The sequence below is a fragment of the Rathayibacter sp. PhB151 genome (assembly GCF_004366415.1).
Lineage (GTDB): Bacteria > Actinomycetota > Actinomycetes > Actinomycetales > Microbacteriaceae > Rathayibacter > Rathayibacter festucae.
Map to the genome: position 1 here is coordinate 1,154,938 of NZ_SOEN01000007.1, position 18,568 is coordinate 1,173,505.

Genomic DNA, 18,568 nt, shown 5'->3' on the forward strand with positions numbered 1-18,568 from the left:
TGGCCGTCATGATCGAGCGGACCGGGCCCCCGACGCTGCTGCGCCTGGTCGCCTACGCGCTGTTCCTCTTCCCCGCGGATCAGGTGCTCGCTCCCCTGGGCGCGTCCGGCTCGGTCGCGATGGTGCTCGCGCTGCTGCTCACCGGCGCGTGGGCGGCGTCGGCCCTGCTGGGGCTGCACGACCCGATCCCGATGCGCCACCCGGGGCGGGCCGCGCTCACCCTGCTGCTGCTCGTGAGCATCGCGTCCTACGTCCGCTACGCCGTGAACGACACCATCCCGCGCACCGGCGAGGGGCAGCTCAGCGCCGACCGCTGGCTGCTGCTGCTGCTCGCCTCCGCCGGGATCGCCCTGGTCACCACCCAGAGCGTGCGCACCCTCGAGGACGCGCGGGTGCTGCTCGGCTCGCTCGTGAACGCGGCGTCGCTCTGCGCGATCGTGGCGATCATCCAGTTCACGACCCACGTCGACCCGGTCGAGTGGATCCGGAGCGTCATGGTCGGCTTCGTCGACAACGGCGGCAGCACGCCGTTCCAGGACCGGGACGGGCTCACCCGGGTGGCGGGCACCACCTTCCACCCGATCGAGCTCGCGGTCGTCTCCGCGATGCTCCTGCCGCTCGCCGTCTGGCGGCTGCTGTACGACCGGACGACCCCGCGGTTCCTCCGCGCCGCGTCCTGCGTGCTGCTGGTCGTCGCCCTGGCGCTGACGGTCTCGCGGTCGGGGGTGCTCTCCCTGGTGGTGGGCGCGGTGGTCTGCGCGGTCTTCCTGCCCGCCTACGCCCGGCGGTGGGGCTACGTGATCGCGCCCGTCGCCGTCGCGGCGTTCTTCGTGACCACCCCGGGCCTGCTCGGCACCCTCACCGGCTCGATCGGCGCGGGCACCAGCGACTCCTCGATCACCAACCGCCTCGACAACTATCCGCGCGTGGCGGCCCTCGTCGCGCACCAGCCCCTGCTGGGCACCGGCCCGGGCACCTACCTCCCGGACAGCGCCCTGCTCATCCTCGACAACCAGTACCTCGGCGCCGCCATCACGCTCGGCCTCCTCGGCGCCGTCGCGGTGCTCGCCTACTTCGGGGTCCCGGCCCTCTTCGGGCTGATCGCCGCCCAGTTCGCCCGGGACCCGCGCCTGCGCGCCCTGACCGGGAGCGTCGCCGCCTCCGCGACGGTCGCCGCGGTCGCCTCCGCCACCTTCGACTCACTGGGCTTCCCGGTGTTCGCCCTGCTGTACCCGTTCGTGCTCGGCCTGTCCGGGAGCTGCTGGCTCCTGGTCCGCGCCGAGCTCGGACTCCCCTCCGCCCTGAGCACGGACGCCTCCGTCCCCGCCCGCGGCGCGATCGATCACGTCCCAGAAAGGCTGTCCTGATGGACCCCGTCTCCGTTCTCCGCACCCTCTGGCGCCACCGGCTCCTCGCCGGCGTCGTCCTCGTGCTCACCGTCGCCGCGATGGCGTACGTCCTCGTGCTCTCACCGCGCACCTACGCCTCGACCGCGACCTACGCGCTGGTCAATCCGAAGCTGCCCTCCACCGCGGAGCTGGAGGCCGACCCGGCCCTCGCCGCGCTGAACTCCGACAACCCGTACCTGCGCTCCTCGGACAACTCGCTCGCCGCCCAGGTGCTCGTCACCGTGATGAACAGCGACGACACCGCGGACGCGCTCGCCGCGCAGGGTCTCAGCACCCAGTTCGCCGTCGAGCGCTCGGCCTGGGCCGGCCAGGGGCTGCTGCTGAGCGTGACCGCCGACGCACCGACGGCCGACGGCTCGCTCGCCACGACGACGGCGCTCGGCGACCGGCTCGTCGACACGCTGCGCAGCATGCAGACGATCAACGGCGCGGACGACCGCTACCTCTTCACCGCGCTCGAGGTGCAGACGCCCGGCAAGGCCGTCGAGCAGATCTCGGACCGGCTCCGTGCGGTGATCATGGTCGCCGTCGGCGGCGTGGTGCTGCTCTTCGGCGCGATCTCGATCGCCCGCGCCGTCGACGGCCGGCGCGCCGGACGACGGGGCGCCCCGGCCGGCACCTCGACGGCGGCTGCACCGTCTCCGCGCCTCCCGATCGCCGCGCCGAGCGCGGTGACCTCCGCGCACGACGCCCCGCCCGCCTTCCGCGCCGCCCCGCACGCCGGGCACAGCACCCCGCCCGCCCTGGTCCGGCACCGCGACCCCGTCCCCGAGCGGAGCGGGCTCACCTCGCACCGCAGCTGAGCGGGCCGCGGTGCCGGATGCGGTGCGGGCCGGGCCCTGTGCCGGGCAGGCCCGGAGCTCAGACCCGGCTCAACTCCCCGTCGCGCTCGAGGTACTCCTCGCCGGTCTCCGGGCAGCGCCAGAGAGCGCCGTCCGCACCGTCGCCGGCCGCCTCGAGTCGCGCACCGGCCCGCCCGACCCAGCCGACCCGCCGGGCGGGCACGCCGACCACGAGGGCGAAGGGCGGCACGTCGGCGGCCACCACGGCGCCGGCCGCGACCATCGCCCAGGCGCCGATGCGCACCGGAGCGACGCAGACGGCCCGGGCGCCGATCGCCGCGCCCTCCTCCACCGCGACCCCGACGGCGTGCCAGTCGTCCGCCGACTTCAGCGCCCCGTCCGGAGTGACGGCGCGGGGCCGCAGGTCGTTCGTGAACACCACGGCGGGGCCGACGAACACCCCGTCGCCGAGCACGGCCGGCTCGTAGACCAGCGCGTGGTTCTGGATCTTGCAGCGGTCGCCCACGACGACGCCCGGCCCGAGGTACGCGCCCCGGCCGATCACGCAGTCCCGGCCCACCCGGGCCTGCTCGCGCACCTGGGCCAGGTGCCAGACCAGCGTCCCGTCGCCGACCTCGGCGCGCGGATCGACGTCCGCCGACGCCTCGATGCGCGCCGGCCGCAGCGAGCGCCCGAAGCAGACCGAGTGCTCCGAGCCGAGGTACGAGCCGAACAGCGGGATCGGCGCGTAGCCCTGCTTCCTGTAGAACCGGATCGCGTCCGGCTGCAGCGTGCCCGTCTCCAGCACCAGGCGGACCGTCCCGCGCTCGCGGGCCCTGTCCTCCAGCGCGGCGAGCACGGCCCCGGCGACTCCGGAGCCGCGAGCGGCCCGGTCGACGAACATCCGCTTGACCTCGACGACGTCCGGCCCGAGCACCGAGTCCGGCAGCGGGCGCAGCCCGCCGCAGGCCACCGCGGCGCCGCCCTCGTCGACGGCGACGAGGAAGACCGGCACGTCGTCGGCGGACGGCGGCGTCCCCGGCTCGTGGTCGTCCGAGCCGTAGCGCTCGTCCAGCTCGACCCGCTGCGCCGACCGCAGGCTCTCGGCCCGGGGGTCCGCCCACTCGACCTCGACGATGCTCCAGCCCATGGCTCCTCCTCCGGCGGCCGCGCGGCGAGCCCGCTCGACGGGTCCATCCTGCCCTGCGCCGCGGTCCCGCACCCGGCGGCGACCCGGCGGGACCGCGCTCCCGGTCCCGCCGCCCGGCCGCACTGCTCCGCGCCGCCGCCCTAGAATCAGCGCATGCCCGACGACTCCGCCCCTCTTCCCGCGCCCGGCTGGTACCCGCACCCCGCCGACCTCGGCGCCGAGCTCTACTGGGACGGAGCGGCCTGGACGGATCGCTCGCGCCCCGCCGTGCCGCCCGCTCCCGCCTACGGGACGCCCGAACCCGAGCAGCCCGCCACCCCCGGATACGGAGCCGCGCCCGGATACGGAGCCGCCCCCGGCTACGGCGCCGCCCCGCAGTACCCGGTCGCCCCGGGCTCCGGACCGGCCCCCGGCTACGGCCCGGCCGCCGGCTACGGCGCCGCCCCCGCACGCCGCAACTCCCTCGCGATCGCGAGCCTCGTCCTCGGCATCGTCAGCATCCTGTTCAACCCGCTGCTCGTCCCGTCGATCCTCGCGATCGTCTTCGGCGTCCGCGGCCGGGCCGCCTCCGTGCAGCTCGGCGGCCGCGGCTTCGCCACCGCGGGCCTGATCACCGGTGTCATCGGCGTCGTCTTCGGAGTGCTGTCCTTCCTGGCACGCGCCGCCGGGCTCTCCAGCTGACCGGCGTGACGCGGCGGAGCGCCCCCTGGCTCTTCGTCGTCGCCGTCGCCCTGGTCGCGCTGGTCCTCCGCGGCCCGATCGTGGCCGTGGCTCCCGTCATCGACGCGATCCGCGGCGACCTCGCGCTCTCCTCCGGCCAGGCGGGCGTCCTCACCAGCATCCCGGTGCTCTGCTTCGCCCTGGCCACGCCGCTGGCTCTGCTCGTGATCCGCCGGGTCGGGCCGGACGCCGCGGTGACCGTCACCGTGCTCGGCGTCGCCCTCGGCACCATCCTGCGCTCGGCCGGCGACGTGGTCTCCGTGGTCGCCGGCACGATCCTCATCGGCGTCTTCATCACCATCGGCAACGTCGTGGTCCCCGTCGTCATCCGCCGCGACGTCGCACCCGAGCGCGTCGACCTCACGACCGGCGTCTACACCGCCGCGCTCAACATCGGCTCGACCATCACCTCGCTCGGCACCGCGCCGCTCGCCCTCGTCCTCGGCTGGCGCGGCGCACTGCTCGCCTGGCTGGTGCTCAACGTCCTGGCCGTCGCCGGCTGGCTGCTCGCCCGCGGCCCCGCGCGGGCCCTCCGCCCCGCCCCGCGCCCGCCGGCCGCGCGCGGACCGCAGGAGCCGGCGCCCCGGATCTGGCGCAGCGCCACCGTGCTCGCACTCGCGGTCTGCTTCGCCAGCCAGGCCTTCTCCTACTACGGCGTCACCGCCTGGCTGCCCTCGCTCCTGGTCGACCGCAACGGCTTCTCGATCGAGGCGGCCGGAGCGAGCTCCTCCGTCTTCCAGATCGCCGCGATCATCGGCGCGATCGGCGTCCCGCTGGTGGTGCGCCGGCTCCGGCCGCTCGGCAGCATCGTCCTGATCGGCCTGCTCTGGTGCACCGTCCCGCTCGGCCTGCTGCTCGCCCCGCAGCTCTGGGCGCTCTGGTGCCTGCTCGGCGGCGCGGCGCAGGGCGGCGGCATCACCGTCGTCTTCGTCCTGCTCGTGCGCCTCTCCCGCTCCGACCGGCACGCCTCCCGGCTCTCCGCCACCGTGCAGGGCCTCGGCTACGCCGTCGCGGCCACCGCCCCGACCGTGGTCGGCCTCGCGCACGACGTCAGCGGCGGCTGGGACGCCCCGCTGCTGATCGTGCTCACCGCGACCTGCTCCTTCCTGGCCTTCGGGATCCTCGCCGCGAGCCGCCAGGGCCGCAGCGCCTGAGGCACCGCCTGAGGCACCGTCCGAGGCGCCGGCGCGGCAGCACGGCCCGCGGGCACCGGGTCGACGGCGCTGTCTGAGAGCGCTCCCCTCCCGGATCGGGCGGCTCGGCGTCAAGGGGCCACCGTTCTCTCGCCCAGGGCAATAGCGTGGCGGCATGGCCGAGAAGAGCACGACCCGCGAGAAGACCGCGCCCGAGCCCGACGACGCGCGCAAGCCCGACGACGTCACCGACATCACCAAGCGCTCCTGGTTCTACGTCCTGAAGAAGACCGGACGCGAGTTCGGCGCCGACCAGTGCACCGACCTCGCCGCCGCGCTCACCTACTACGCCGTCCTGGCGCTGTTCCCGGCGCTGCTCGCCATCGTCTCCGTCCTCGGCCTCTTCGGCCAGGCGCAGGCGACCACGCAGACCGTGCTCGACCTGGTCGGCAACCTGGCCTCCGCCGAGGTCGTCGACCTGCTCCGCGACCCGATCCAGTCGCTGGTGAACTCCCCGGCCGCCGGCGTCGCCTTCGTCACCGGTCTCGTCGGCGCGCTCTGGTCCGCCTCCGGCTACGTCGGCGCCTTCGGCCGCGCGATGAACCGCGTCTACGAGATCGACGAGGGCCGCCCGTTCTGGAAGCTGCGCCCGACCATGCTCGGCGTCACCGTCGTCACCGTGATCCTGATCGTCGTCGCCGCGCTCATCCTGGTGCTGAGCGGCCCGGTCGCCAGCGCCGTCGGCGACGTCGTCGGTCTCGGCCCCGCCGCGCTGTCGGTCTGGAACATCGCCAAGTGGCCGGTGCTGGTGATCATCGCGGTGCTGACCATCGCGATCCTCTACTACTGGGCGCCGAACATCCGCCAGCCGAAGTTCCGCTGGATCAGCGTCGGGTCGATCCTGGCGCTCGCCATCTGGCTGCTCGCCTCGGTCGGCTTCGCGTTCTACGTCGCCAACTTCTCCAACTACAACAAGACCTACGGCTCGCTCGGTGGCGTGATCGTCTTCCTGCTCTGGATCTGGATCACCAACATCGCTCTGCTCTTCGGCGCCGAGTTCGACGCCGAGCTCGAGCGCGGCCGTGAGCTCCAGGCCGGCATCGAGGCGGAGGAGACCATCCAGCTGCCCCCGCGCGACACCGCCGCGAGCGACAAGAAGGCCGCGGTCCACGAGAAGGACGTCCGCGACGGCCGCTGGCTGCGCCTCTCCAGCGAGAACCGCGGCCGGAAGGGCCCCTCCCAGGACGACGAGGCCGCGAAGGACTCCGAGAAGGCGGCCGCGAAGGACTGACCCGGAAAAGGACGCAGCAGCGCCCCCCATGCTGGTCGAGTAGCCCCGGAGGGGCGTATCGAGACCCACCATCGTCAGCACGGCCGGTCTGCAGACCCCTGTTCTGACGCCGGCGGATCTCGATGCGCCCGCTCCGCGGGCTACTCGATCACCATGGCCGAGCTCCCGAGTCGCGCTCGGTTCACGACTCGAGCCGCCACAGCTCCCGGTAGTACTGCGCCCGCTCCTCGTCCGGCCCGATCCCGTACTCGCGGAGCAGCAGCGGCCCCCAGCCCTCGCCGTAGTTCCAGCCGAGGCTGACCACCGCGACCGCGAGATCCGCCCAGCGATCGCCCACGCCGAGATCGCCCACGTCGACGGAGGCGCACCAGCGGCCGTCGCTGCCGATCAGAGTGTTCGGCGCGCAGGCGTCCCCGTGCACGACGACGGGCTCGTCCAGCGCCGGAGCCGCACCGAGCGCCGCGGGGCGCCGATCGAACCACGAGTCGCCGCGCAGCGCCGCGGGCACCTCGGCCACGAGCAGTGCGTGCACCGCCCGCAGCCCCGCCGCGATCGCCCGCACCGCCTCCTCCGGCCGCGCGATCCACTCCGGAGCGACCGCGCTCGCGCCATCGAGCGGCGCCGTCAGCAGCCACTGCGCCTCATCGTCCTCCCCGCGCTCGAGGATCCGCGGCACCGGATGCCGTCCGGCGAGCCACTCGAGCCGCGCCGCCTCCCGCCCGAGGTCGACACCGCTCGCCCGCGGATTCCACTTGAGGTACCCGTCCCGCACCCGGAAGGTCAGCCCGTCCAGCTGGTTCCGCCACACCAGCTCCGGCGCGACTCCCCCGTTGAGCGCGATCGCCACCTCGGGCACCCGCACCCCCGCCATCGACGTCTGCCTGCTCAGATCCGGCCCGCTCATCCCTCCACCCTCCCGCGAGATGCCACTTGTGCACGCTCTCCTCGGCGTGTCGCGTGCACAAGTGGCATCTCGCGAACGGTCAGCGCAGGTAGCGGAGGAGGAGGGTGTCGCCGGCAGCCAGCACGTGAGCCAGGCGCAGGTCACGCGGAGTCGCAGTGCCCCGGGCGATGCGGCCGGCGTCGCCCGACTCGAGCGACGGACTGATCGTCAGGCACAGCTCGTCGACGGCGTCCGCGGCCAGCAGTGTGCCGAGGAGGCCCGGGCCGCCCTCGCAGTGGATCCGGCCGAGCCCGCGCTCGACGAGTGCCGCGCGCATCCGTCCCGCGTCCAGGGCGTTCTCGCCGCAGACCAGCACGTCGGCGACCTCGGCCAGCTCCGCGCGCCGCCGCTCCGGCGACGCCCCGGTCGTCACCACGATCGGCCGCACCGGCGCCTCGGTGAAGATCCGCGACCCGGGATCGAGGTCCAGCGACCCCGACACGATCGCGAACACCGGATGCGGAGGCAGCCCGGCCGCCGTCCGCGCCGCAGCGGCCTCGTCGCCGAGCACCATCGGCCCGTAGCCCTCGGTCCGCACCGTGCCGGCCGCGACCAGCACCACGTCGGCCAGGCGCCGCAGCAGATCGAAGACCCGCAGATCCGCCTCGCCGCCCAGCGCCCCCGAGACGCCCTCGCGGGTCACCGCCCCGTCGATGCTCGAGACGAAGTTCACCCGCAGCCATGCGTCACCCGCGCCGTCCGCGTAGGCGGCGAGCAGCTGCTCGTCGTCGAGGTCCTGGGCGGGCGCCGGCCGGAGCCGGTCGATCGCCGCGCTCACGCGCGACCCGCCGTCTCGTCGGCCGCGACGTTGTGCCGCAGATACGCCGGCGCCCGCCAGCCCAGCACCGCCTCGGTCAGCCGCACCGCGTCGACCGCCTGCCGCACATCGTGCATCCGGACGATCCGCGCCCCGTTCAGGATGCAGATCACCGCCGCCGCCAGCGACCCCTCGAGCCGCTCGCCCTGCGGCCGATCGAGGGTCTCGCCGATGAAGTCCTTGTTCGACACCGCCGCGAGCACCGGCAGCCCGAGCACCGCCAGCTCGCCCAGCCGCCGCGTCAGCTCGAGCGTGTGCAGCGTGTTCTTGTTGAGGTCGTGCCCGGGGTCGACGATCAGCCGGTCGTCGGGGATCCCCGCCGCCCGCGCCCGGTCGACGCGCACGCGCAGGTGCTCGATCACCTCCGCTACGACGTCGTCGTACTGCGGCGCGACCGGCTCGCTGCGCGGCGCCCCGACGCTGTGCGTGACGACGAGTTGGGCGGAGGAGTCCGCGAGCACCGCGAGCATCCCGGGATCGTGCAGCCCGCTGGTGTCGTTGACGACGGAGGCGCCCTCGGCGATGCTCGCCCGGGCCACCTCGGCGCGCGTCGTGTCGACGGAGATCACCACGTCGCTGCGCCCGTGGATGGCCGCGACCACCGGCACCACCCGGTCCAGCTCCTCCTGGAGCGAGACGGCGGGCCCGCGGCCGAAGGGGACGCCGCCGATGTCGACCCAGTCGGCGCCCTGCTCGGCGGCCCGCACCGCGGCGTCGACGGCTCGGTCGAGCGCGAAGGTGGACCCTTTGTCGTAGAAGGAGTCGGGCGTGCGGTTCACGACCGCCATCACCGCGACCTCCCGCTCGAAGTCGAACCCGCGTCCGCCGATCGTGCGCCTCATCGTCCGTCGTCCCTCCGGCTGCCTGCGCCGAGCGAGCGTCGGCGCGCTCACCCTAGACGAGCCGCATCGGCGACGGCTGCGGCGGCAGCAGCGGCGTCGCTGCGGCGTCCTCGAGCAGCACCTGGAAGAGCAGGTGGTCCTGCCACTCCCCCGCAATCCGCAGGTAGCGGCGGGCCACGCCGATCCGCTCGAAGCCGTTGCGCTCGAGCACCGTCTGCGAGCCAACGTTGTGCAGCAGCGTGCCCGCCTGCACCCGGTGCAGGCGCAGCTCGTCGCGGGCGAGGCCGAGTGTCGCGCCGACCCCCCGGGTCATCACCCCGCGGCCCTCGAGCTCGCCGTCGACCCAGTAGCCGAGGTCCGCGCTGTCGAAGGCGCCGCGCACCACGTTCGAGAGGGTCACTCGCCCGACGAGCTCGTCGCCGCGCTCGAGCACCAGCGGGAGGAGCGCTCCGGACCGGTGCCCGTGCAGCGCGTCGGCGATCGCGTCGGTCTGCCCGCCGGCCTCGAAGAACCGCGCCGACCGCAGCGGCTCCCAGGGCGCGAGGCGGCGCCGGTTGCGGCGGTACGCCTCGGCGAGCGCGGGACCGTCCTCCCGGGTGACCAGGCGGAGGACGGTGCCGTGGCCGACGGCGATCGAGGCTGACACCCTGCGAGGCTAGACCGAGCGGACCCGCCGACGCACGTGGTCCTCGACGATCCGCCCCGTTAACGCACGAACCCCCGGCCGGAGCCGGGGGTGTCGTCGTGGTGGGCGATACTGGGATCGAACCAGTGACCTCTTCCGTGTCAGGGAAGCGCGCTACCGCTGCGCCAATCGCCCGCTGCTCCCGGAGGAGCGCCTCGCTCGGTGAACGATCGAGGTGGATACGGGATTCGAACCCGTGTATACGGCTTTGCAGGCCGCTGCCTCGCCTCTCGGCCAATCCACCGTGTACGGGATTCGGTGTCGGCGGCCCCTCGGAGAGTGATCTCCTCGGGCCGACCAGGTGAAACACCGACCCGGGGGCCGGTTCTTCGAGCGGATGACGAGATTCGAACTCGCGACCCTCACCTTGGCAAGGTGATGCGCTACCACTGCGCCACATCCGCATGATGTGTGTGTTGCCACACGGTCTTGCTGCCACTTGCTTGTCTTGCCTGTCTCCCCGGCGCTTTCGCTGCCCGGCTCGACCTAGAAGACTGTATCCGAACGCCGCGCGAACTTCCAAATCGACGGCGGCCCGATTCGCGCACCGCGACGCCGGACCCGCGTCTTTCCGCGCGAAACCGCCCCGCAATCCGCTGTTCACCCGGGCGTGGCGCGCCGTTCCCGGTGCATCCGAGCGCCGCGGATCCGCTACGATCGTTTCTCGGGTCGTCCACAAGACGGCCGTCAGGGCGATTGGCGCAGTTGGTAGCGCGCTTCCTTCACACGGAAGAGGTCATCGGTTCGAGTCCGGTATCGCCCACCACCAGAACCCCCGGTCCGCCGGGGGTTCTCGCATTTCCGGCGATGTCCATCACCAAGCGTGCGGCGGCCGTGCCAGAGACGCCGTGCCCGTGCCGCTGACGCCGTGCCAGAGGACGCGACTGGAATCGCGAGTTCGCTGCGCTCCGGCCTAGCCTGATCCCATGAGTGCGGCGGAGGATGCGAACCGGCCCCTGGTCCTGCGGGAGCTTCCAACCGTCGAGGTCGCCGGCCTCACAGTCGTTCCGGACGGCGATGCCGCAGCACTGGTCGAGCGTCTGATCGCCCGAGAAGCCGATCTTCTCGGACGTTTCGCCGCCGAGTGACCCTCTCTGGGACCCTGCTCCTGCCATCAGTGGCCCGCGCGGTACCGATATCGCCGATATTCGCATGATGGCGCGGTGCGTCGAGCCGATCGATCGCGTCGAGCTACGATCGCAGTCGGCGAGGTCAACTCTGCAGACCGGAGTCGTGATCGATTCGGTTTCTTGCGTGGCGACTCGGCTCTCATCGCTCTGAAGATCCACCCCGCGGAGGCACTCTCGTGATGGGTCGCTCCCACGCCGTCTCCGGCGCGCTCGCCTGGTCCGTCGTCACGACCGTCCCGGCCCTCGCCGCGCCGCTCGGTCTCGCCGGCCTGCCGCTCGACCTGCGGCTCGTCGGTCTCGGCGTCGCCGCCGGCTGGGCGCTCGTCCCGGACGCCGACCACGCCCGGGCGACGATCTCGCGCTCGGCACCCGGCGCGTCCCTCCTCACCGCGACCGCCGGCCGCATCAGCGGCGGCCACCGGCACGGGATGCACTCCCTGCTCGCCGTCGCCGTCGTCTGGTACCTGATCCCGCTCCTGGTCGCCCTGCGCTTCCCCGTGCCGCTGGTCGGCCCGGTCTCGCTGGCCGCCGTGCTCACCCTGCCGGCGATCGCCTTCGCCGCGAAGGCGGTCAGGGCGGCGCCCTCCTGGCCGATCGCCTGGGCCGGAGCGCTCGTCGTGACCGTCCTCCTGGTCACCCTCGCCGACGGCACCTGGGCCTGGCTGCAGGTCGCCGCGACCCTCGGCTACCTCGTGCACGTCGCCGGCGACGCCCTCACCACCGAGGGGATCAACTGGCTCTGGCCGCTGCGGATCCGCTCTCCGCGCTGGGTGCGCCGCGCGCCCGTGCTGCGGCGGCTCTGGACGTCCGGAGGCTACGCCGCGATCCCCGTCCTCGGCTCGGCCGGCTCCTGGCGCGAGACGATCCTCTACTGGCTGATGTCGGCCGCCACGATCGTGCTGACGGCCTGGCTGCTCGCCGAGGAGCTCCTCTGACCCCGGGCGGGAGCCCTCAGTACACCGCCCCCGGGTTCATGATCCCCAGCGGATCGAACACCGCCTTGATCCCGCGCTGCAGCGCCATCGAGTCTTCGCCGAGCTCCTCCGCGAGCCAGCGCCGCTTCAGCAGCCCCACCCCGTGCTCGCCCGTGAGAGTGCCGCCGAGCGCGAGCGCCGTGCGGAACAGCTCGCCCGCGGCCGCCCAGACCTCCTCGCCGACCCCGTCGGACCCTGTTGGCACGACGAAGTTCGGGTGCAGGTTGCCGTCGCCCGCGTGGGCCACGGTCGGGATGCTCAGCCCGGTGCGCTCCTCGATCCCGCGGATCGCGGCGAACATCGCGGGCAGCGCCGAGCGCGGCACGCAGACGTCCTCGATCAGCACCTCGCCCTCGGCCTCGAGCGCGGGATGGAAGGCCCGCCGCACCGCGAGCAGCGCCTCGCCCGCCACCGGGTCGTCCGTCGACTCGGCGTCCCCGCCGGCCCCGGTGACGATCGCGAGGATCCGGCGCGCCTCGTCCTCCGCTCCCCCGCCGTCCGTCTGCACGAGCAGGTAGGCGGCGCCGCGGTCGAGCGGCGCGCCCGTGTAGCGGCCGATCGCGGCGAGCGCCCCCTCGTCCATCAGCTCCATCACCGCCGGTCGGAGGCGCGCGGCGGTGATCGCGGCGGAGGCGGCCGCCGCGGCCACGACGCTCGGGAAGTACGCGCCGACGGTGACCACGCGGCCCGCGGGGATCGGCCGCAGCTTCACCGTCGCCTCGACGATCACGCCGAGCGTCCCCTCCGAGCCGGTGAGCAGCGCCGTGAGGTCGTAGCCGGCGACGCCCTTCACGCTGCGCCGCCCGGTCCGCACCAGGCGCCCGTCGGCCAGCACGACGGCCAGACCGAGCACCGCCTCGCGGGTGACCCCGTACTTCGCACAGAGCAGCCCGCCCGCGTTGGTGGCGATGTTGCCGCCGATGCTCGAGATCGCCTTGCTCGCCGGGTCGGGCGAGAAGATCAGCCCGTCCGCGGCGACCGCGTCGGACAGCGCCTGATTGAGCACGCCCGGCTCCACGACCGCGAGCTCGTCCTCGAGCGAGATCTCGAGGATGCGGTCCATGGCCGCCGTCGAGAGGACGATCGCGCCGTCCCGGCCGACGGCGCCCGCCGCGAGCCCCGTCCCCGCGCCGCGCGGGACGACCGGCACCCGGTGCTCCGTGGCGAGCCGGAGCGTCGCCTGCACGTCGGCGACCGAGCGCGCGCGGACCAGCGCGAGCGCGCGACCGCCGGCGGTCCAGCCGGACTTGTCGGTGTGCGCGGACTCGAAGTCCGGCCCCTCGGTCGTCACCGCGGCGCCGAGCTCCTCGCGCAGCCTCCGGAGGACGAGCGCACGGCCGGTCGTCCCGGTGCTCGTTCCGATGCCGGTCCCGGTGCGGACGGTCTCGACGCCGCTGGTCACGGCGCCGCTGGTCTCGGTGCGGCTGGTCTCGGTGCGGCTGGTCTCGGTGCTGCTCATGCGGGTCACTCCGGGCGGATCTCGGGTCGGCCCCTCGATCCTTCCACGGCGGCCCGGGCAGGCGGCAGGATGGGCGGATGAGCGCAGCGATGACGGGACCCACGAGCGCGGGCATCCTCCTGCACCGGCTGCGGGGCGGCGAGCGCGAGGTGTTCCTCGGCCGGATGGGCGGCCCGCTGTGGACGCGCCGCCCGCGGGCCTGGTCGATCCCCAAGGGCCTGCACACGCCCGAGGAGGCGCCGCTCGACGCCGCCCGGCGCGAGTTCGAGGAGGAGATCGGCGTCGCCGCCCCGGACCTCGACTACGCGCTCCTCGGCGCCTACCGCCAGCGCTCCGGGAAGACCGTCACCGTCTACGCCGCCGAGTGCGCCGTCGAGATCACCTTCGTCGCGAGCAACACCTTCGAGCTCGAGTGGCCGCGCGGCTCCGGAGTGCTCCGCGACTACCCGGAGATCGAGCGCGCGGAGTGGCTGCCGCTCGAGCGCGCCCGCGAGGAGATCACCGCCGGCCAGGTGCCCGCCCTCGACGATCTCGAGCGGGCCCTGACCGCCGCGGACCGACCGGCGGCCCGGCGCCCGGAAGCGCGGGACTCCGCTCAGTAGTCGAGGACGTCCAGCGGGATCGCCAGGTCGTCGTCGGTCGCCATCGGCACGGGCCGTCCGAGCCGGCGGGCGCGGTCGGCCAGGTCCGCGACCAGCGCCTCGTCGACGATCTCCGCGGCGTCCTCGGGCTCGTCCTCGACCAGCATCTGGCTCGACGGCCCGAGCAGCAGCCGGGCCGTCAGCACGCCCTCACCGCGCCGGACGGGGATCTCCACCGTGGCCGCGGTCGCCGTCGAGGCGAGCATCCGGGCGTACTCGAGCACCGCGTCCGCGATGTCGTCCCCGGTGAGGACGCTCCCCTCGGCGTAGTGGATGCGTCGCACGGCGGACTCCTTCAGTCGGCGGAGCGGCCGGCTGCAGGAGAGCCCGGCCGGCTCCCTCCCCAGGGTGGCACGCGCTCCCCGGCGCGCAGGCGGATCGGCGGACATCCGCCGGGGGCTTTACTTCCCGGCCCCGCCCTCGCCGTGCCCGCGGTCGTCGGCCGCCGAGTAGACCCGCAGCGCCAGCGGCACGATCCGGACCCTCGCCTCGTGGAACCCGTCCGGCTCGCCGTCGAACACCTCGCTCTCGCCGTCGTGCGCCCACTCCGGGTCCACGCCGGCCGGTCGCCGCGCGCCGACCACGACGCCTGCGGTGCTGGCCGACTCGACCACCGGCGCGCGCCAGCCGGGCACCCGCCCGACCACCGGCGTCGCGCCCCGCCCGAGCGCCAGCGACACCGCGCCGCGGGTCCGGGGCGTCCGGCCCGAGTGCAGCACGCGGATGTCGAGCTGCCCGTCGTCCAGGCGCCGGCGGGCGAGCGGCGTCGCGGTGCGCGGGTGCTCCCGGTTCACCCCGACGAAGTACGACCAGACCCGCTCCGTCCGCCCGTCGCGCCGCAGCTCGAACGGATCGGTCGAGCGCACCACCTCGAAGGCGGCGAGGACCGCGGCGAGCGGCTTGCCGATCACCTTCTCGCGCTTCTCCCGCGCGGCCACGAACTCCGGGTACAGCCCGATCGAGACGGTGTTCAGCACCGTGACCGGCTCGGCGTCTCCGGCCGTCACCTCGGCCACGTCGACGTCGCGGCGCTCGCCGTGCGCCGCCGCGTCGAGCGCGTCCTGGATCGTCACCAGGCCCAGCGCCTTGGCGAAGTGGTTCATCGTCCCGCCCGGCAGCACCAGGAGCGTCATCCCCTCGGCCCGCGCGAGCCCCGCGCCGACCGCCATCGTCCCGTCGCCGCCGTAGACGCCCAGCACCTCGGGCGGAGCGTCGCCGGCGCGCGCCGAGCGCACCACCTCGCCCAGGTCCTCGCCCTCGGCCAGCCGGTGCACCCGCGCCGCGGGGAAGCGCTGCAGGATCAGCGGCTCCGGATCCGGCCGGTGCGAGTCGCGCCCGGCGCTCGGGTTGAGCACCACCAGCAGGCCGGGACCGTCGCCGAGCGGACGCACGTCGACCGGCGGCCGGCTCGTCCGCTCCGAGACGGGGACGTGCCGCGGGCGCGCCGGCACCAGCACCTTCCCGAGGCCCGCGACGGCCGCGCCGAGCGCCGCTCCGCCGACCACGTCGGAGAGCCAGTGCACCCCGACGTGCAGGCGCGAGAAGGCGACGGCCGCGGCGAGCGGCGCGACGGCGAGTCCCACCCGCGGGTTCTCGAGCGCGACCCCGGCGGCGAAGGCGGCGGCACTCGCCGCGTGGCCGGAGGGGAAGCTCGGCGAGGTGGGCACGCGGGCGAGCCGCCGCCCCACCGGCACGTCCACCACGAGCGGCCGGACGCCGCCGAAGAGCTGCTTGCCGACGAGGTTCGCCGCGGCGCTCGCGACGGCCAGCGAGGCCGCGCCGCGCGCCGCCTCCCGAGGCCGGCCGGCCAGCAGCAGCAGCGCCCCGAGCCCGAACCAGAGCACCCCGTGATCGGCGGCGCGCGAGAGCCCGACCAGCGCTCCGTCCACGAGCGGCACCGGACGGCGCGCGTTGAGCTTCCGGGCGGCGCGGGCATCGGCCCGGCGCACGGCGCGCGGCACCGCGAGGACGCGCCGCAGCAGGACGGACGGGGGCCGGGTTCCACGCAGAGGCATGCCTCCAGGGTAGGAGGCGCCTTCCGCGACTCCCTGAGCCCTGGGCGGCTAGACCTCGCCGAACCCCGACGCGACCAGGTCGGCGAGCCGCCCCACGGCCTCCTCCGCCTCGGCGCCGGTCGCCGAGATCGCGACCTCGTCGCCGCGATCCAGCCCGAGCGACATCACACCGAGCAGACTCGTCGCGTCCTTGCCGTTCACGTCGATCCGGGCGTCGAAGCGGGTGGCGAGGGTGACGAAGTCGGCCGCCGGCCGGGCGTGCAGCCCGTTCGGGTTGATCAGCCGCACCGTCCGCCGCACGCTCGCCGACTCGGCGGGCGCCGCGGGCGACTCGGCGAGGAGTGCACCCCGCGCCGACTCCGCCGCCGCGAGCACGTCCGCCAGCGCGGCACCGGTGCCCGCCGCCACGGCCGCCGCCACCGCGCCCTCCACGAGCGGCGCGTCCGCGATCCGGACCCGCTCCCGCGCCTCGTCGTCCAGGAACTCCACCGCGGTCTCCGCGGTCATGATCGCCGAGCCGAGGTCGCAGAGCACCACGGCGCCCTCGCCGGAGTCGGCCTCGGCCAGCGCCGCGGTGATCCGCTCGAAGCTCGTCCCGATCCCGCCGTCGTCCGTGCCGCCCGCGGCGATCAGCGCGACGTCGGGCGCCATCTGCGCCGCCAGCTCCACGAGTCCCTCGGCCAGTCGCGCGCTGTGCGAGACGAGGACGAGCCCGACGCTCACGCCGCCGCCTCGGCCGCGGCGCGCAGCAGCAGGACGCTCGACACGCTGCCCGGATCGCGGTGCCCGACCGCCCGCTCGCCCAGGTAGCTCGCTCGGCCCTTCCGCGCGACCATCGGGTCGGTCGACTCCGCTCCGCCCTGCGCGGCGTCCGCTGCCGCGGCGAGCACGGCGGCCGCCGAGGAGCCGTCGGCCGAGGCGGCCTGCGCGGCCTCGACCGCCGGCGTCCACGCGTCCACCATCGTCTTGTCGCCGACCTCGGCCTTGCCGCGCAGCACGATCCCGTCGCGCGCCGCCGCGAGCAGTGCCGCGACCGCGGCACCGTCGAGCGACTCCTGCCCGGTGACCGCGCCGGCCGCCTTGAGGAACGCGGTGCCGAACAGCGGCCCGGAGGCTCCGCCCACCGTCGAGATCAGCGTGGTCGCCACCAGCTTGAGCACCTCGGCCGGAGTCGCGAGCTCGGCAGCCGCGTCGAGCTTCGCCACCACGGCCTGGAAGCCGCGGTCCATGTTCTCGCCGTGGTCGCCGTCGCCGATCGCGCGGTCGAGCGTGATCAGCTCCACCCGGTGCTCCGAGACCGCCTGCGCCGCGGCCCGGATCCAGGCCACCGCCCACGCCGCGTCGAGCTCCTGCGCTCCCTGTCCGTCCTGCATCGATCCGTCCTCTTTCCCTGTGTCGCCTCTGCGACCGTCGTGTCGTCGTGCGGTCGTGTCGTCGTGTGCGCGCCGCTGTCCGGGCCGGGCGCCCGCCCTCTGCTCGGGGCCTCTCAGCGTCCCCAGCGCAGCGCGGCGGTCTGCACCGGTGCGTCCCAGAGCTCCGTCAGCGCGTCGTCCAGCTTCAGCAGCGTGATCGAGACGCCCTGCATCTCCAGCGAGGTGACGTAGCTGCCGACCAGGCTGCGCCGCACCGTCACGCCCTTCTCGGCCAGCACCTCCGCGGCCCGGCGGTAGACGAGGTAGAGCTCGACCTGCGGGGTGCCGCCCAGTCCGTTGACGAAGAGGAGCACGTCGTCGCCGGAGGAGAAGGGGAGGTCCTCGAGGATCGGCGCGAGCAGGCGGTCGACGATCCGGTCGGCCGGCTCGAGCGGGATCCGCTCGCGGCCGGGCTCGCCGTGGATGCCGATGCCGATCTCGATCTCATCCTCGGCCAGCTCGAAGCTCGGCTCCCCCGCGTGCGGCACCGTGCAGGGCCGCAGCGCGACGCCCATCGAGCGGACGTTCGCGACGACCGTCTCGGCGATCGCCGCCACCTCGTCCAGCGAGTCGCCGCGCTCGGCCGCCGCTCCGGCGATCTTCTCCACCATCACCGTCCCGGCCACGCCGCGGCGCCCCGCCGTGTAGAGGGAGTCCTTGACGGCCACGTCGTCGTCGACGATCACCGAGCGGACCTCCACGTCGTCGGCGAGGGCCAGGTCGGCCGCCGTCTCGAAGTTGAGCACGTCGCCGGTGTAGTTCTTCACGATGTGCAGGACGCCCGCACCGCCGTCGACCGCCTTCGTGGCGGCGACGATCGGATCGGGAGTGGGCGAGGTGAACACCGGCCCGGGCACCGCGGCGTCGAGCATGCCGACGCCGACGAAGCCGGCGTGCAGGGGCTCGTGCCCGCTGCCGCCGCCGCTGACGATGCCGACCTTCCCCTGCCGCGGAGCGTCGACGCGCACCACGAACAGCGGATCGGGCTCGACCCGCACCAGGTCGGCGTGCGCGAGGCCGAATCCGGCCACGGACTCCGCGACGACGTTCTTCGGGTCGTTGATGAGCTTCTTCATCGAGGTCTCCTCCAGGGCGCTCCGCTCCGTCGCGGACAGCGGCTCCACGTTACGCCCGCCGTCCCGGCTCGCGCAGGCCCGGCATCGCG

The 18,568-nt window shown here is 74.5% G+C and carries 19 protein-coding genes, 4 tRNA genes and 1 pseudogene; 9 read left to right on the plus strand and 15 right to left on the minus strand.

All coding sequences use genetic code 11. The features are described 5' to 3' along the window. The first annotated feature begins 8 nt into the window (after window positions 1-8). Together EDF35_RS12885 and EDF35_RS12890 are read left to right on the plus strand one after the other, a co-directional pair. A complete protein-coding gene (locus tag EDF35_RS12885; protein ID WP_133962586.1) occupies window positions 9-1,367 on the plus strand; it encodes an O-antigen ligase family protein in 1,359 nt (452 codons plus the stop codon). Then, window positions 1,367-2,212, plus strand: coding sequence for a chain-length determining protein (locus tag EDF35_RS12890; protein ID WP_133962587.1), 846 nt, complete (start codon window positions 1,367-1,369; stop codon window positions 2,210-2,212). The genes EDF35_RS12885 and EDF35_RS12890 overlap by 1 nt, the downstream gene beginning before the upstream one ends. A 58-nt stretch (window positions 2,213-2,270) precedes the next feature. On the opposite strand, the gene EDF35_RS20840 is transcribed toward EDF35_RS12890, so the two are convergent. Then, on the minus strand, window positions 2,271-2,876 hold the full coding sequence (locus tag EDF35_RS20840) for an acyltransferase (RefSeq protein ID WP_166674110.1): 606 nt from the start codon (window positions 2,874-2,876) through the stop codon (window positions 2,271-2,273). Between the two features lie 72 nt (window positions 2,877-2,948). Beyond that, window positions 2,949-3,341: pseudogene (locus EDF35_RS21045) on the minus strand (GNAT family N-acetyltransferase); the annotation flags it as partial. Between the two features lie 153 nt (window positions 3,342-3,494). Between EDF35_RS21045 and EDF35_RS12900 the strand changes: the two are divergent. The 3 genes from EDF35_RS12900 (at window position 3,495) to EDF35_RS12910 (ending at window position 6,485) form a co-directional block, all read left to right on the plus strand. After that, entirely contained in the window at window positions 3,495-4,022 is a 528-nt protein-coding gene (locus EDF35_RS12900) for a DUF4190 domain-containing protein (protein WP_133962589.1), read from the plus strand. A gap of 5 nt (window positions 4,023-4,027) precedes the next feature. Then, complete coding sequence (locus EDF35_RS12905) at window positions 4,028-5,215, plus strand: MFS transporter (RefSeq protein ID WP_243839952.1); 1,188 nt, start codon at window positions 4,028-4,030, stop codon at window positions 5,213-5,215. A 154-nt stretch (window positions 5,216-5,369) separates the two neighbouring features. Continuing rightward, window positions 5,370-6,485 carry a YihY/virulence factor BrkB family protein gene (locus EDF35_RS12910; RefSeq protein WP_133962591.1) on the plus strand — a complete coding sequence of 372 codons (1,116 nt, stop codon included), beginning with the start codon at window positions 5,370-5,372 and terminating at the stop codon, window positions 6,483-6,485. Window positions 6,486-6,666: 181 nt separating this feature from the next. On the opposite strand, the gene EDF35_RS12915 is transcribed toward EDF35_RS12910, so the two are convergent. The 7 genes from EDF35_RS12915 to EDF35_RS12945 form a co-directional block, all read right to left on the minus strand. Continuing rightward, complete coding sequence (locus EDF35_RS12915) at window positions 6,667-7,389, minus strand: phosphotransferase (protein ID WP_133962592.1); 723 nt, start codon at window positions 7,387-7,389, stop codon at window positions 6,667-6,669. A gap of 79 nt (window positions 7,390-7,468) precedes the next feature. Beyond that, on the minus strand, window positions 7,469-8,206 hold the full coding sequence (locus tag EDF35_RS12920) for a pyrimidine reductase family protein (RefSeq protein ID WP_133962593.1): 738 nt from the start codon (window positions 8,204-8,206) through the stop codon (window positions 7,469-7,471). Continuing rightward, entirely contained in the window at window positions 8,203-9,087 is an 885-nt protein-coding gene (folP, locus tag EDF35_RS12925; RefSeq protein WP_133962594.1) for a dihydropteroate synthase, read from the minus strand. Before folP ends, EDF35_RS12920 begins: the two co-directional genes overlap by 4 nt. A 52-nt stretch (window positions 9,088-9,139) precedes the next feature. Continuing rightward, window positions 9,140-9,733: a GNAT family N-acetyltransferase gene (locus EDF35_RS12930; protein ID WP_166674097.1), complete on the minus strand. Its 594-nt coding sequence runs from the start codon at window positions 9,731-9,733 to the stop codon at window positions 9,140-9,142. A gap of 99 nt (window positions 9,734-9,832) precedes the next feature. Next, window positions 9,833-9,907: transfer RNA gene (locus EDF35_RS12935), tRNA-Val, on the minus strand. Between the two features lie 38 nt (window positions 9,908-9,945). Then, window positions 9,946-10,016 (minus strand) — tRNA-Cys (locus EDF35_RS12940). 88 nt (window positions 10,017-10,104) lie between these two features. Further along, window positions 10,105-10,176: transfer RNA gene (locus EDF35_RS12945), tRNA-Gly, on the minus strand. 286 nt (window positions 10,177-10,462) lie between these two features. Between EDF35_RS12945 and EDF35_RS12950 the strand changes: the two genes are divergently transcribed. From EDF35_RS12950 to EDF35_RS12955, 3 genes are all read left to right on the plus strand, one after another. Further along, window positions 10,463-10,538, plus strand: a tRNA-Val gene (locus tag EDF35_RS12950). Window positions 10,539-10,698: 160 nt separating this feature from the next. After that, window positions 10,699-10,860: a hypothetical protein gene (locus EDF35_RS20845; RefSeq protein ID WP_166674098.1), complete on the plus strand. Its 162-nt coding sequence runs from the start codon at window positions 10,699-10,701 to the stop codon at window positions 10,858-10,860. Between the two features lie 221 nt (window positions 10,861-11,081). Then, window positions 11,082-11,837, plus strand: a complete 756-nt coding sequence (locus EDF35_RS12955; RefSeq protein ID WP_166674099.1) for a metal-dependent hydrolase — start codon at window positions 11,082-11,084, stop codon at window positions 11,835-11,837. Window positions 11,838-11,853: 16 nt separating this feature from the next. On the opposite strand, the gene EDF35_RS12960 is transcribed toward EDF35_RS12955, so the two are convergent. Further along, window positions 11,854-13,335 (minus strand): FAD-linked oxidase C-terminal domain-containing protein, encoded by a 1,482-nt coding sequence (locus tag EDF35_RS12960; RefSeq protein ID WP_208323060.1) that lies wholly within the window; start codon window positions 13,333-13,335, stop codon window positions 11,854-11,856. Between the two features lie 89 nt (window positions 13,336-13,424). Here EDF35_RS12960 and EDF35_RS12965 point away from each other — a divergent pair, with 89 nt between their 5' ends. Further along, a complete protein-coding gene (locus tag EDF35_RS12965; RefSeq protein WP_133962596.1) occupies window positions 13,425-13,937 on the plus strand; it encodes an NUDIX domain-containing protein in 513 nt (170 codons plus the stop codon). Here the strand turns inward: EDF35_RS12965 and EDF35_RS12970 are convergent. The 5 genes from EDF35_RS12970 to dhaK form a co-directional block, all read right to left on the minus strand. Continuing rightward, window positions 13,931-14,260 (minus strand): hypothetical protein, encoded by a 330-nt coding sequence (locus EDF35_RS12970; RefSeq protein ID WP_123446162.1) that lies wholly within the window; start codon window positions 14,258-14,260, stop codon window positions 13,931-13,933. The genes EDF35_RS12965 and EDF35_RS12970 overlap by 7 nt on opposite strands. A gap of 117 nt (window positions 14,261-14,377) precedes the next feature. Continuing rightward, complete coding sequence (locus EDF35_RS12975; protein ID WP_133962597.1) at window positions 14,378-15,991, minus strand: phosphatase PAP2 family protein; 1,614 nt, start codon at window positions 15,989-15,991, stop codon at window positions 14,378-14,380. A 48-nt stretch (window positions 15,992-16,039) separates the two neighbouring features. Next, window positions 16,040-16,714: a dihydroxyacetone kinase phosphoryl donor subunit DhaM gene (dhaM, locus tag EDF35_RS12980; protein WP_133962598.1), complete on the minus strand. Its 675-nt coding sequence runs from the start codon at window positions 16,712-16,714 to the stop codon at window positions 16,040-16,042. Continuing rightward, the gene (gene dhaL, locus EDF35_RS12985; protein WP_123733008.1) at window positions 16,711-17,364 is read right to left on the minus strand and encodes a dihydroxyacetone kinase subunit DhaL; all 654 of its coding nucleotides are present in this window, start codon (window positions 17,362-17,364) and stop codon (window positions 16,711-16,713) included. The genes dhaM and dhaL overlap by 4 nt, the downstream gene beginning before the upstream one ends. Window positions 17,365-17,477: 113 nt before the next feature. After that, on the minus strand, window positions 17,478-18,479 hold the full coding sequence (dhaK, locus tag EDF35_RS12990; RefSeq protein ID WP_123704887.1) for a dihydroxyacetone kinase subunit DhaK: 1,002 nt from the start codon (window positions 18,477-18,479) through the stop codon (window positions 17,478-17,480). Window positions 18,480-18,568: the final 89 nt, after the last annotated feature.